A 12,756-nucleotide genomic window follows, 5' to 3' on the forward strand; every position below is an offset into this window, starting at 1 on the left:
CATATGGGCATCGGTGGTATCACCCCGGCCATGAAACTGAAACGGGCGGCATAGGCTCTACTTTTGAGCACTACCACAAATGGGGAGATTACAGACCCTGTGGGAGGCAGTAATGGAAGGCAGCATACCCGGCGGTCTTGGCGGTTTCCGGGCATGGGGCTGCTTTCCGGAGGAGCCGGCGGGGCGGCGTTTTCTGCTGCTGCCCTGCCGTTGGGCGAAGGTCTTCTGGCCTGTGAGAGAAAAAGCGGGCAGGCCGTGGCCCGAACGGTGGTGTGGCCTGCAACGCATAATCCCGGCCCACAGGCCGGGATTATGCCATCTGTCGCGGGAAGGTCTTTTGCCAGACCCCCCAGGGAAAGAATCCGCTGCGCCTGCTTTTTGTGCGGCAGAAGGCGGTTCGCCTTCAGTTGGTATACAGAATCAGCGCAACGAACTTCAGGTCACTCTGTCCGTCGTTGAGCAGGCCGTGCCGCTCGCCGTCCTCACAGACCGTGACATCACCGGCCTTGACGGGGATCTGGCGGTCATTGTCCGTATACAGGCCCTGGCCTTCCAGAATATAGTAGATTTCCTTCTCGCCCTTGTGCGTGTGGGGGCCGATGGCCGAGCCCGGCTTGAGCAGGGCGATATTGAACAAACGCCCCTTGCCTCCCAGCCCTTCTTCCGGCACGATCTTGGTGAAACAGGTTGTTCCCGGTCCGCCAAACATTTCTTTTTCAAAGCATTCCAGTTCATTTTTCCGGCAGATCATGCTGTCTCCGTTGCGTTGGTTGCAGGCCGTGGCGCATGCGTCAAAAATCCAGTTTGAACTGCATGCTCATGCCCAGTTCCGTGTCCGGACTCTTGTCGGCAAAGCGGCCCTGGTTTTCGTTTTTGAGAATGAGTTTCGGCCCCAGACTGATACTCAGGTCTTCAGCGGCCTCCACATCGGCAAGGGCGCGCACCACATGCCTGCTTTCCAGAGGCAAATGCTCGTCAGGCGATGTGTGGCCGGGGAGATGCTGGCCACGCCAGGAGGTGCTTTCCTGATCAATGTTCAGGTGCAGGCCGTCTGCGCGGTTCTTTTTTGCGGCAGTGTCCAGCGCGTTGCTGATGCCTGTGGCCGTGTTCACGGAATTGCTGCGCCGGGCCTGTTCGCCCAGGGCTTTCCGGTGCAGGTTTTCCGCAGGTATGCCCGATGTCCAGGCCTTTCTGCTGCTGTTGGCGTCGCCGAAAGACCATGTGTGCTTTCTCTTGGTGCGGTCCGGGCGGGGTTTGGCAGGGGCGGATTTTGTGGAACCGTTCACAGACGCGGAGTCCGCAGCCGGAGATTCCGTGCAGGGCGCCAGGGCAAGGGCGGAAAGAAGGAGAAGGAACAGTCCCTTGTTCATGCCTTTCTATACGGCAGAGGGCTGTTTCTGTAAAGTGCGGGACAAAAATCCCGTGGCGGGCAGGGCCGCCACGGGAAGCACGGGCAAGGTGGGCGCGGTTTTCGTCAGCGGTTTTCCGCCGGTGACGGCGCAGCAACCGGTCGGGCTGTTTGCAGCTTTTCCGTACTGATGACGGGAAAGCCGGGGCGCTCGCCGTTGTCCTGCCAGCCGCCGCCCAGGGCCATGCACACGCTGACCACGCTGCTCAGGCGGTCGCTCAGAGCCGACGCCAGTTGCAGTTCCGCCTGAAAGAGCTGGCGTTCCGCATCAAGCACCGTGAGGTAGTCCGTATAGCCGTTGTCGTATTGCAGGCGCGCAATCTGGACAGCGCGGCGCAGGCTTTCCACCTGTATCTGCATGCTGCGCACAACGGCGTCGGCTTCGCGCTGGGCCGTGAACGAGGTGCGCAGATCTTCAAAGGCTGTCTGCACGGTTTTGCGGTACACGGCAATGGCGGCCTTTTTCTGGGCTTCGGCATCCTTGAGATTGTACCAGTTGTTGCCAACGTCCAGCAGCGGCAGGGAAACTCCGGCCCCGTAGCTCCAGGTTCCGGCGGGAGCGGTGAACAGATGGCCAAAGGCCGCGCTCAGGGTTCCCAGCATGCCCGTCAGGGAAATGGAGGGGAAAAACTGGGCGCGGGCCACCCCGATATTGGCATTATAGGCCATGATCATGAATTCCGCGGCCCGGATGTCCGGCCTGCGCTCCAGAAGTTCCGAAGGCAGGCCCGCGGGCAGCACGGGTGGGGCGGGCAGCATGCCGATGCTCTTGCCGCGCGGCATGGCGCGTTCCATGATTTCGCGGGGGGAGCAGCCCAGCAGAACGGCCAGGGCGGCTTCCGCCTTGTCCACGGACAGGGTGCTGGTGTGCACCTGGGCGCGCGCTGTTTCCACTTCGGCCTTGGCGCGTTGCCAGTCCAGTTCGGTGATGTCTCCCTGCTTGTAGCGGCTGGTATAGATGGCAAACGCTTCCTGCCGGGTTTTCAGGGTGCGCTTTGAGGTTGCCAGCTGCATGTCCAGGGCCAGCAGTTTGAAGTATGTGTTGGCCGTGCCGCCCGCCACGGAGAGGCGCAAGGCCTCGTGCCCGATGACCGTGCTCATGAGCACATCACTGAGCATGGTGCGCCGGTTGCGGAACTTGCCCCAGAAATCCAGCTCCCACGAAGCCTGCAACGCCCCCTGATAGGTGGTGGGGGAGCGTACCAGACCGCTTTGCGAGAAAGGAACCGTATTGGGCGCCCTTTCCGAAGCGCTTTGGGAGGCGGCAGAGCCCTCAAGGCCCACAAAGGGGAACATGGCCGCAGTGGCGACTCCTGCCTGGGCGGCGGCGGAATCTATCTTGGCCTGCGATTCGGCCAGGTCCTGATTGTTTTTCAGGGCTTCTTCCACCAGAGCACTGAGCACGGGATCACGGAAGCGGTTCCACCAGTCCGTGTCCAGAGGTGTTGTTTCCAGCCGCGTGTTTTTCCATTGGGCGGGAAGATCCTGTCCGGGGCGCTCGTAGCGGGGGGCCAGAGAGCAGGCGGACAGCAGAACGGCCAGCGCCAGAACCGGCAGAAGCAGCATTTTGCCTGCCCCGGCATTGCGGGGGATGCTCATATTTCCTCCTGTTCCGCGTCCAGCGGGGATTTGTGGGCATTGGGATCCGTCTTCCCCTGAAGCTTCAGGGAAAGCTGCATGATGGCCTTGAAAAAGTAGGGCACAAAGAGCGTGGCAATGCAGGTGGCGGCCAGCATGCCTCCCACCACGGCCGTGCCGATGGCCTGACGGCTGTTGGCTCCCGCTCCCGAACTGACGGCAAGCGGCACGCAGCCCAGAATGAAGGCCAGAGAGGTCATGATGATGGGGCGGAAGCGCAGCTTGGAGGCGTGCAGGGCCGCAGCGTCCAGGCTGCGCCCGCCGCGCCAGGCTTCCACCGCAAACTCCACAATGAGAATGGCGTTTTTGGCGGACAGGCCCACCAGAGTGATCAGGGCCACCTGAAAATAGACGTCGTTGGAAAAATCGCGCACCCAGGTGGCCAGCAGCGCGCCGAACACGCCGAAGGGCACTGCCGTCAGCACCGCGAGCGGCAGGGACCAGGACTCGTACTGCGCGGCCAGGATAAGAAAGACCATGAGCAGGGCCAGGGCAAAAATGAGCGTGGTGTCGGCGCTGGCCAGCTTTTCCTGCAGGGCCGAGCCTACCCAGCCCAGCGCGTAGTCGGCGGTCAGCGCGGCTGCCGCGGCCTTTTCCATTTCGGCCAGAGCCTGCCCGGAGGAGTAGCCCGGAGAGGGGGAACCCATGATGTGCGCGGCGGGGAAGGTATTGTAACGTTCCACCACCTGGGGCGCGGTGCGGCGCTCCAGCGTCATGACGGCCGAAAGCGGTACCATTTCCCCCTTCTTGTTGGGCACATGGACATCGCCGAGATTTTCGGGAAGGTCGCGGTACTGGGCCTCGGAACGCAGCAAAACTTTGAAGGTACGGCCCATGAGGTTGAAGTCGTTGACGTATGTGCTGCCGAAAGTGGCCCCCATGGCCGCATAGGCGTCGCTGATGCTGATGCCCATGTCCTTGCAGCGTTCGCGGTCAAGGTTCGCGTACAACTGGGGCGAGCCCGTGGTGAAAAGGTTGCGCACCACGCCGATGGCCGGATATTTGGGGGAGCCGTCAGCGTTTTTCGCGGTGGCTTCGGCAACAAAACGATTGGCCATCTGCTCCAGATCCTGAAGGCTTCCCTCGCCGCGCATCTGGATATAGGCGTCAAAGCCGCCCGTATTGCTCATACCGCTGATGGGAGGCGGGGTAAAGCTCAGGATAAAAGCTTCGGGCTGCATGATATTGACAGCGCCCATGCTCTGCACCACCTCACCGGCGGACATTCCGGGGCCTTTGCGCTGGTCCCAGGGTTTGAGCGTGGCGAAGAACGTGGCGTAATTGCTTTTGACCGACATGGAGGTGAGGTCCAGCCCGGCAAGTGTGGCGGAGGCCTCCACCGCAGGATTTTTGAGCATGAAATCGTTGAGCACCTTGTTGACGCCTTCGGTGCGCGTCTGGGACGCGCCGTCGTCCAGAATGGCGATACCCAGAAAATATCCCTGGTCCTCATCGGGCACCAGGCCGCCGGGAACAGTGCGTATCAGCCAGAAAATGGCCGCGAACATCAGGGCGCAGAGGCTCAGGGTGCGCAGGTGGGACGCCTTGAGAAAGCGCACGGTGTTCACATAGCGCCGCGTGATCCGGCTGAAGGTGTAGTTGAACCAGACAAAGGGCCGGGGCAGGGTATGTCCGTGCCCATGGTGCGGCCTGAGCAGCAGGGTGCAGAGGGCCGGGGTCAGCGTCAGGGCCACAATGCCCGAAAGCACCACGGACACCGAAATGGTGATGGCGAACTGTTTGTACATCTGTCCGGCCAGTCCGCCCATGAAGGAAACAGGGATGAACACGGAGCAGAGCACCAGCACAATGGCGATGACCGGGGCCGTGACCTCGTTCATGGCCTTGGCCGTGGCTTCTCTGGGGGGCAAATGCTCCGAGGCCATGATGCGTTCCACGTTTTCCAGCACCACAATGGCATCGTCCACCACGATGCCGATGGCCAGAACCATGGCAAAGAGTGTCAGGGTATTGATGGTGTAGCCAAAGGCATACAGCCCGGCGAACGTCCCCAGAATGGACACAGGAACGGCAATGCAGGGAATGAGTGTGGCCCGCCAGTTCTGCAGAAAAACGTAGACAACGATGAACACCAGAATCATGGCTTCCAGAAGCGTGGCCACAACTTCCTTGATGGACTCCATGACAAATTCGTTGTTGTCCACAATGAGTTTGTATTCCAGCCCGTCGGGCAGGCGCTGGGCGATTTCTTCCAGCTTTGCCAGCACCATGTCTCCGGTGGCGATGGCGTTGGCACCGGGCAGCAGATAGACGGCCCCCATGCGGGCCTGCATGCCGCTGAAGCGGGCACTGACATTGTAGTCCTGTCCACCCAGTTCGATGCGGGCCACGTCCTTCAGGCGCAGCATGGCGCTGTCGGCGCTGTTGCGGATGATGATGTCGCCGAATTCCTCGGGGGTGACCAATCTGCCCTGAGTGTCGATCTGCCAGGTGAGGCGGGTTGACGGCAGAGAGGGCATGTCGCCCAGCCGCCCCGGCGCGTACTGCGAATTCTGCTCCTGAATGGCGGCCCGCACCTCGGCCACGCTCAGGCCGTATTTTGCCAGCTTGTCCGGTTGCAGCCAGACGCGCATGGCATAGTCCATGCTGCCGAAGACCATGCAGTCGCCCACACCGGGGATACGCTTGAGTTCGTCCACAACGTTGATGGTCATCCAGTTGTGGATATAGACCCCGCTGTAGCGCCCGTCAGGCGAAAAAAAGGAAAAAGCCTGCAACATGGCTGGCGAGCGTTTGACCACGCTCACACCCTGCCGCCGCACATCCTCGGGCAGGGTGGTCTGGCTCAGGCTGACCCTGTTGTTGACGTTGACCAGAGCCATGTCGGGGTTTGTGTCCAGAGAAAAATAGACGCTGATGCTGCCCGAGCCCGAACCGGAAGACGCGGAGGATGTCATGTAGAGCATGTTTTCCACGCCGTTGATGCTCACTTCCAGAGGTGCGAGAACCGTGGAGGCAATGGTTTCCGCAGAAGCTCCCGGATAGGTCACGCTGACGTTGACCGTGGGCGGAGCAAGCTCGGGATACTGGGCAATGGGCAGGGCATTCATGGCCAGAGCGCCCACCAGAGAAATGACAATGGAAATAACGGCCGACAGCACCGGCCTGCGCAGGAAAAAATTGGGTTTTGTCGAGACGGCCATATGCTTTCCCTATTGCCCGGACGCTGCTTCCTGCGGCGCGCCCGCGGTCTGCACGCGCACCCGGCTGCCCGGACGGGCCTTGATGATGCCTTCGCTGACAATGCGTTCGCCGCCCGTGAGGCCGGAGGTCACCAGATATTTGTCGCCCACCACCACATCAAGGGTGACGGGGATGGGGTAGACCGTGTCGTCCTTGTCCACACCCATGACCAGGGAGCCTTTCTGGGTGACCATGACGCAGGTCTGGGGAATGAGGATGGCCTTGGTCAGCACGTCACCGTCCATGAAAATGCGCACATACTGGCCGGGAATAATGCTGTTGTTGGCATTGGCAAAGACCGCACGGGCCTTGAAGACACCGGTGGAGGGCTGTATCTGGCTGTCAATGAAGGTCACCGCGCCTTCCTCGGGATGCATGCTGCCGTCCAGCAGCTTCAGGCGCGCCCTGTAGCGGTTTTCCGGCGGAAAGACCAGACGGCCCTCCGCTGCCAGCCGCTGGCGCGTCAGACGTTCGGGGGCGGCAATGGAAAAGTCGATGTGCATGGGATCGGTCTGGTTGACAGTGGTCAGCAGGGAGTTGCCGCTCACGAGGTTGCCGGGAGTGACGTGCTCCTTGCTGCTGTATCCGGAAACCGGCGATGTCACCTGACAGTAGTCAAGGTTGATGCGGGCCTGACGCAGAGATGCCTTGGCGGTTTCGTACGCGGCCAGTGCCACATCGCGCTCTTTTTGCGAAACAGCGTTTTTCTGGTACAGGGGGCGGATGCGGTGCCATTCACGCTCGGCGCTGGTGTACTGTGCCTGGGCGTACTGCACCTGGGCTTCGTACTGGTCGCGCTCCAGTTGGAAAAGCTGCTGCCCCTCCCGGACAAAATCGCCTTCGGTATAGAGGCGCTTTTCAATGATGCCCTGCACGCGGGCGCGCACTTCAACGGCCCGTGAGCCGGAGGCCTGGGCCTGGTACTGGGCGGGCCAGGAAACATCGGCAACGGTCACGTCAACAACGGTAACGGGCATGCGTACGTCCGCGCGCTTTCCTTCTTCCGCGTTCTTGCAGGCGGAGACAAGACAAAGGGTCAGTGCCGCCGCGAACAGAAATGCTGGTCTGATGCTCATGAAACTGCTCCGAAAAAAACAGGCGGCAAAACCGCCTTGCGGGCTTTGCTCCGCAGGGTCTGCGGGTACGAAAAATCTCTGCCGCCAACACTTCCACTGCGGGCGGGCAAAAATGTGCGCCTGCCGGGCGCATCGGAAACTTTGTTATCTATGAACATAATTTGTTTGAAAAAGCAAATTGTTCCGGGGAAAGAACGGGATGGGCGGGTATCTGAAAATGGCAGTGATTACAGGCGTTTGCAAGACGGGTAAAATTTACATAACATATTTTTTCTACCCCTCATGTGCGTCATTCGTCCAGGCGGAGCCGGTTCAGGGTTCCGGCCCGCACGGCCAGAAGCTCGGCCACAATGGCCACAGCCGCTTGCGCCGGGGTCATGCTTTCCACGGCCAGGCCTGCGGGGCAGCGCACCGCAGCCAGTTCGGTGCGGGGGATTCCCCTGGCGTGGAGCGTGGCAAACATGTGCTCCCGCCGGTTCCGGCTGCCTGTCAGCCCGATATAGTGGGCATGGCTGGAAAGAATCTGCTCCAATATCCGGAGGTCATGACCATGGTCGCGGGAGCCATGGTTGCGGAGCATGACGAGCACAAAATGGCTGCGGCCTATGGCGCAGGCCCGCACCAGATCCGTGTAGCCGGGAAGGGTCAGGCAATTTCTGGCAAAGGGGAAGCGCGTGGCAGAGGCAAAGTCCGGCTCATGGTCCACCACATCCACCACAAATCCGCACTGTCGGGCCAGACGGCCCACTTCCACGGCCTCATCCCCTCCGCCAGCGAGCAGCAGCACGGGCGGGGCGCTCAGAGGTTCCAGATACACAGGGCGTTGGCCGCGCCGCACAAGGGCGGGGCGGTTTTTGCATTCTTCCAGAAGGCCGCGCACGGCTTCCGCATCAACCGCCAGTCCCTGCGGCGGGGTGTGCCCTGCGGGGGGGTACTCCAGGCAGAGACGCCGCAGGGGCGCTTGCCCGGCAGGCTCCACAGTCCACAGCCCGCGTTCGTTCCGGAGCTGGCAGCGTGCCGCCAGAGCAAAAAGTCCGGCCTGGGACGGTTCCAGAATTTCGCAGAAAACGTCCATGCTGTCCACGGCAGACGGGCGGGAACTGTCCTGCGGGAGGCAGAGAATGCGTTGCGGGCAGCGGGATTCCAGGCAGCGCAGGGCAGCCTCCCGCAGAGTGTCTGCCCACGGGCTGTGGACAAGCGGCCCCGTGAATTCCCTGCCGGTATGCAGGGAGCGCGTCCCCGCATAGCCCGCCACAGCAGGCTCACTGCGGAGTACGGTAAGCAGGGCGGCTGTTCCGCCTCCGGCCAGAAATCCGGCGAAAAATTCTTCGGTCAGGGCATCGTCGGGCGAAAGTCCGCCGGGCATGACGGTGTCGGCGGCAAGGCTCTCCAGCGGCAAAAGGCTGTGGTCGGGCGCCTGCCCGTCAGGCCTGGTCATCATCGCCCTCCCGGACGTATCCGCAGCCCTTGACCGGGCAGAGCACGCGCACGCCGCGGCTTCCCTTTTTTTCCACCAGATAGGGTGAGGAGCAGCGGGGGCAGGGGCCGGGCACGGGTTTTTCCCACAGGGCAAAATCGCACTGGGGATACTGGTCGCAGGAGTAGAAGATTTTTCCTCTTTTGGTGCTCTTTTCCACCAGCATGCCTTTTTCGCAGCGCGGGCAGGGCACGTTGGTGGAGAGGGGCGCGGCATATCTGCATTCGGGGTATCCGGTGCAGGCAATGAAGCTGCTGCCCGTGCGGGATTTTTTGATCACCGTGTCCTTGCCGCACTGGGGGCACTGCCCCACTTTTTCGTATTCCGGCTTTTGCGGCGCCACCGCTTCCAGGCGTCCGTCGTCGGTACGGACAAAATTGCTGGTGTAGCGGCATTCCGGGTAGGCGGAACAGGCCAGAAAGGCCCCTGCCTTGCCGAATTTCACAAACAGGGGTTTTCCGCACTGGGGGCAGGGCAGGTCGGTGGAAAGCCCGCCCTTGACGCTTTGCATGTTTTTGGCCGCAGCCGCCAGCGTGGGATTGAAGTCGTCGGCAAAACGGCGCAGCAACTGTACCCACGCCTCCTTGCCGTCAGCCACCTGATCCAGTTTTTCCTCCATCTGGGCCGTAAAGCCCACGTCCATGAGTCGGGCAAAGTGCTCCAGCAACTGGCGGCAGACCACCCGTCCGAGGTCTGTGGGCACAAAGTGCCGGTCGGCCAACTGCACATATTCCCGATCCTGAAGGGTGGAAATGATGGAGGCGTATGTGGAGGGGCGGCCGATGCCCAGTTCTTCCAGTTCGCGCACAAGGCTGGCTTCGCTGTAGCGGGCCGGAGGCTGGGTGAATTTTTGCTCCTTGTCCAGCTTGTCCAGGGTGAGCGTCTGTCCGGCGGTCAGGGGCGGCAGTTGGGAACCGGTTTCTTCCTTGCCGCGGGGCATGACTGCCAGAAAACCGGGAAAAAGCAGCCTTTCGCCCTTGGCGCGCCAGAGAGTGTGGGCACAGGCAATGGCGGCCGTGGTGTCGTGAAAGCGCGCTCCGGCCATCTGCGAGGCCACAAAGCGCGACCAGATGAGCCGGTACAGGCTGTACTGATCCGGCGGCAGAAAAGGCTGTACGTCCTCAGGGGTGAGGCTCACGTCCACAGGGCGGATGGCTTCGTGGGCGTCCTGGGTTCCGGCCCTGGCCTTGTGGGTGCGGCTCTTCCGGGGCAGATACTCCTTGCCGAAGCGGGCGGCAATGAAGTCCCTGGCGGCATCGCGGGCCTCATCGGCAATGCGCGTGGAATCGGTGCGCATGTAGGTAATGAGGGCTGTCAGCCCCTTGTCGCCCAGTTCCACGCCCTCGTACAGGCGCTGGGCCAGATTCATGGTGCGCTTGGCCGAATAGGAGAGGCGCTGGTTGGCGGCCTGTTGCAGCGTGGAGGTGATGAAGGGCGGCTGCGGAGCCCGCTCGCGCTCCTTTTCTTCCACACTCTCCACCACAAAGGCTTGCCCCGCAAGTTCTTTTTCCAGAACGTCAGCCTGCTCCGCAGTGGCGATGGCGGCTTTTTTGCCGCGTATCTTGAGCAGATCCGCCGTGAAGGGCGGAGGGGCGGCGGAAGAAAGCAGGGCCTTGAACAGCCAGTATTCCTGGGGCTGAAAAACTTCGCGGGCTTCCTCGCGTTCCACAATGAGGCGCAGGGCCACAGACTGCACCCGCCCGGCCGAGATGCCGCGCTTCACGGTTTTCCAGAGCAGGGGAGAAATCTTGTAGCCCACCAGCCTGTCCAGAATCCGGCGGGCCTGCTGGGCGTCAAAAAGATGGGCATTGAGCTCGCGGGGGTTGGCCAGAGCCTCCCGCACGGCTCTGGCCGTGATTTCATTGAACTGGATGCGCTTGATGTCCCTGGCTTTGTCGCGCACCAGTTCCGCCACATGCCAGGCAATGGCCTCTCCCTCGCGGTCCGGGTCCGGGGCAAGATAGACCGTGTCAGCCTTGGCCGCTGCGGCGCGCAGTTCGCTGACCACCTTCTTCTTGCTGTCCATGACCTCGTAATGCGGCGCAAAATCGTTGTTTTCGTCCACGCCGAGAGTATTGGAGGGCAGGTCGCGCACATGGCCCACGCTGGCCTGCACCATATACTGCGGCCCCAGAAATTTTTTGATGGTTTTTACCTTGGCGGGTGATTCCACAATGATCAGTTGTTTGCCCATGGGGTCCTCACGGCTGTGCTGCGGGGTCACGGCGGCATGCGCCCTTGCCGCGTAGAGGCAAGATACGAGAAAACATGGCGGCGTCAAGTCCGGAAATCTGTGGCGGGCGGGCTTTTGTCCCGCTGTCCGGCTTCTGGACAGAACTGCGCATCTGGGCTATGGAAGCCAAAGATGTGGAGGTGTCTCATGCTCCGAGCGCGGCGTTTTTTGCGGGTTTTTGGAATATGTCTGCTGTGTGCGGCATGCGTTCCCAACGGGGGCTGCACGTCCCGGCAGATGCCGCCGGACCACGGCACTGCTGCGCGCCCGCCTGTCATTCAGGCGAGCCGCGGGCAGAGCGTCCATGTGTCGGTCAGGGGAGGGGAGCCTGCCCTGAACGAGGATCTGGCGTCCATGATCACGGCCTATCTTCAGAGCGAGCGGGAGCTTGTGCCTGCGGAAGATGCCCGGAGGGCGGACGTGCTGGTGCGTGTCCGCATTGAGGATGTTCAGCCCACGGGCAGGCGCGACATACCGGTGCGCGGCGGGCAGATGCTGGGCACAACGGCGGCGGGCGCCACGCTGGGCGCTCTGTTGGGCGGAGCCGTTGGCGGTTACTCCGGCGTGGGCTGGGGAGCCGGAGGCGGCGCGCTGCTGGGGGTGGGGGTTGCCCTGCTGGATTCTCCCGGTCAGAACATGGTCTGGAGCATGAAGGCCCGCGTGGGCATGGGCCGCTCTGGCCGCGAACCGGCCGAGGCGGATATGGTCCCTGTTACCGTCAGCGCCGGAGCGGCAGGCGGGCGGCAGGAGGCGCTGCCCGCCCTGGAAGACAGGCTGAGTCGCGTGATTCTTGAGGCTGTTCAGCCCTGACAGGGGGGCCGCGTGTTCTGCCGGGAACAGAGCGGCCGGGATCACAGCGGCATGGAGTATGCATAAGGGCAAGTTCTGACGGCATCTGCCGGAGGCAGGGCCTATGTTCTGGCCCTGACCGAAAAGGAGTCCCCATGTTGCTTGCGCGTCTTTTTTTTGCGGTAGTGTGTCTGAGCCTGGTTACGCAGACTGCCTGCGTGCGTCGGCATGCCGATACCCCTGTGGATCTGGAAGTGCTGCGCCACGGCGGCCTGGAAGACGGAGGGGATGCCATTTCTCCCATTGTCTACGTCAATGTACGTGACAGAACCAACCGCCTTTTCGGGCTGCGCAGCCGGACAGAGCAGCTTTTGCAGCAGGCAGGCTACAGCGTGGCGGCCAATCCCAGCGAGGCCGGACATATTCTGCACATTTCCGTCCTTGGCGCGGGAAAAAGCGCCAGGGAAGACGCGCGCGCCCTGGTGGATGCCGGATACGGCGCTGCGGCGCATTTTTCCGGGCAGGGCGGCTCCGCGTTGGCGGCGGACGTGCTGCTGGTGCAGAGGAACATACCGCAGGCGCGCAGGCCCAGTCGCCAGAAACTGAAAAATATCTCCCACCGCAATGCCGTGGACAACAGCCAGATGCGCATCGCCCTGTTTACCCGCCGGGAGATGTTTTTTGACGCGGGCCTGCCGTCGGCGGTTGTCGACTTTCTGGCGCGGGAACTGGCCACGGCCATGCCGCGTGCCGGAGGCGGGGAAGCGCCAGCCTCTCCCACAGAAAATCCCTGAGCACATCTCTTCTCGTTACGGGACAGGCACGGCAGCATGCTGCCGTGCCTTTTTTCGCAGCGGCGTTTTTCTGACGCCGGGCTGACGAAGCAGCACAGCGTATTTTTTGGAGATTTTTTGGCATCGTATTTGCTATA

General features: G+C 62.0%; 9 protein-coding genes. 2 read left to right on the plus strand and 7 right to left on the minus strand.

Features of this window, described 5'->3' with window-relative positions:
• Positions 1 to 403: 403 nt before the first annotated feature.
• The 7 genes from EII23_RS08060 to topA all read right to left on the minus strand — a co-directional run bounded on the left by EII23_RS08060 (position 404) and on the right by topA (position 10,997).
• Positions 404 to 751, minus strand: a complete 348-nt coding sequence (locus tag EII23_RS08060; protein ID WP_124792877.1) for a cupin domain-containing protein — start codon at positions 749 to 751, stop codon at positions 404 to 406.
• A 40-nt stretch (positions 752 to 791) separates the two neighbouring features.
• On the minus strand, positions 792 to 1,370 hold the full coding sequence (locus tag EII23_RS08065; protein WP_124792878.1) for a hypothetical protein: 579 nt from the start codon (positions 1,368 to 1,370) through the stop codon (positions 792 to 794).
• Positions 1,371 to 1,474: 104 nt separating this feature from the next.
• On the minus strand, positions 1,475 to 3,007 hold the full coding sequence (locus EII23_RS08070) for an efflux transporter outer membrane subunit (protein ID WP_124792879.1): 1,533 nt from the start codon (positions 3,005 to 3,007) through the stop codon (positions 1,475 to 1,477).
• On the minus strand, positions 3,004 to 6,210 hold the full coding sequence (locus EII23_RS08075; protein ID WP_124792880.1) for an efflux RND transporter permease subunit: 3,207 nt from the start codon (positions 6,208 to 6,210) through the stop codon (positions 3,004 to 3,006). Before EII23_RS08075 ends, EII23_RS08070 begins: the two co-directional genes overlap by 4 nt.
• Before the next feature lie 9 nt (positions 6,211 to 6,219).
• Positions 6,220 to 7,326 (minus strand): efflux RND transporter periplasmic adaptor subunit, encoded by a 1,107-nt coding sequence (locus EII23_RS08080; RefSeq protein ID WP_124792881.1) that lies wholly within the window; start codon positions 7,324 to 7,326, stop codon positions 6,220 to 6,222.
• Between the two features lie 289 nt (positions 7,327 to 7,615).
• On the minus strand, positions 7,616 to 8,764 hold the full coding sequence (locus tag EII23_RS08085) for an XdhC family protein (protein ID WP_185702339.1): 1,149 nt from the start codon (positions 8,762 to 8,764) through the stop codon (positions 7,616 to 7,618).
• Positions 8,751 to 10,997, minus strand: coding sequence for a type I DNA topoisomerase (gene topA / locus EII23_RS08090; protein ID WP_124792883.1), 2,247 nt, complete (start codon positions 10,995 to 10,997; stop codon positions 8,751 to 8,753). The genes EII23_RS08085 and topA overlap by 14 nt, the downstream gene beginning before the upstream one ends.
• A gap of 186 nt (positions 10,998 to 11,183) precedes the next feature.
• Between topA and EII23_RS08095 the strand changes: the two genes are divergently transcribed.
• Positions 11,184 to 11,846, plus strand: a complete 663-nt coding sequence (locus EII23_RS08095; RefSeq protein ID WP_124792884.1) for a hypothetical protein — start codon at positions 11,184 to 11,186, stop codon at positions 11,844 to 11,846.
• 134 nt (positions 11,847 to 11,980) lie between these two features.
• Positions 11,981 to 12,619, plus strand: a complete 639-nt coding sequence (gene traT, locus EII23_RS08100) for a complement resistance protein TraT (protein WP_124792885.1) — start codon at positions 11,981 to 11,983, stop codon at positions 12,617 to 12,619.
• Positions 12,620 to 12,756 lie beyond the last annotated feature (137 nt).

Source organism: Desulfovibrio sp. OH1186_COT-070, from assembly GCF_003860215.1.
Taxonomy (GTDB): domain Bacteria; phylum Desulfobacterota; class Desulfovibrionia; order Desulfovibrionales; family Desulfovibrionaceae; genus Desulfovibrio.

Bases quoted from the DNA above. Each gene is read 5' to 3' on its own strand.
- EII23_RS08075 (WP_124792880.1), bottom strand. From the start codon at position 6,210: ATGGCCGTCTCGACAAAACCCAATTTTTTCCTGCGCAGGCCGGTGCTG.
- EII23_RS08080 (WP_124792881.1), bottom strand. From the start codon at position 7,326: ATGAGCATCAGACCAGCATTTCTGTTCGCGGCGGCACTGACCCTTTGT.
- EII23_RS08065 (WP_124792878.1), bottom strand. From the start codon at position 1,370: ATGAACAAGGGACTGTTCCTTCTCCTTCTTTCCGCCCTTGCCCTGGCG.
- EII23_RS08085 (WP_185702339.1), bottom strand. From the start codon at position 8,764: ATGACCAGGCCTGACGGGCAGGCGCCCGACCACAGCCTTTTGCCGCTG.
- topA (WP_124792883.1), bottom strand. From the start codon at position 10,997: ATGGGCAAACAACTGATCATTGTGGAATCACCCGCCAAGGTAAAAACC.
- EII23_RS08060 (WP_124792877.1), bottom strand. From the start codon at position 751: ATGATCTGCCGGAAAAATGAACTGGAATGCTTTGAAAAAGAAATGTTT.
- EII23_RS08095 (WP_124792884.1), top strand. From the start codon at position 11,184: ATGCTCCGAGCGCGGCGTTTTTTGCGGGTTTTTGGAATATGTCTGCTG.
- traT (WP_124792885.1), top strand. From the start codon at position 11,981: ATGTTGCTTGCGCGTCTTTTTTTTGCGGTAGTGTGTCTGAGCCTGGTT.
- EII23_RS08070 (WP_124792879.1), bottom strand. From the start codon at position 3,007: ATGAGCATCCCCCGCAATGCCGGGGCAGGCAAAATGCTGCTTCTGCCG.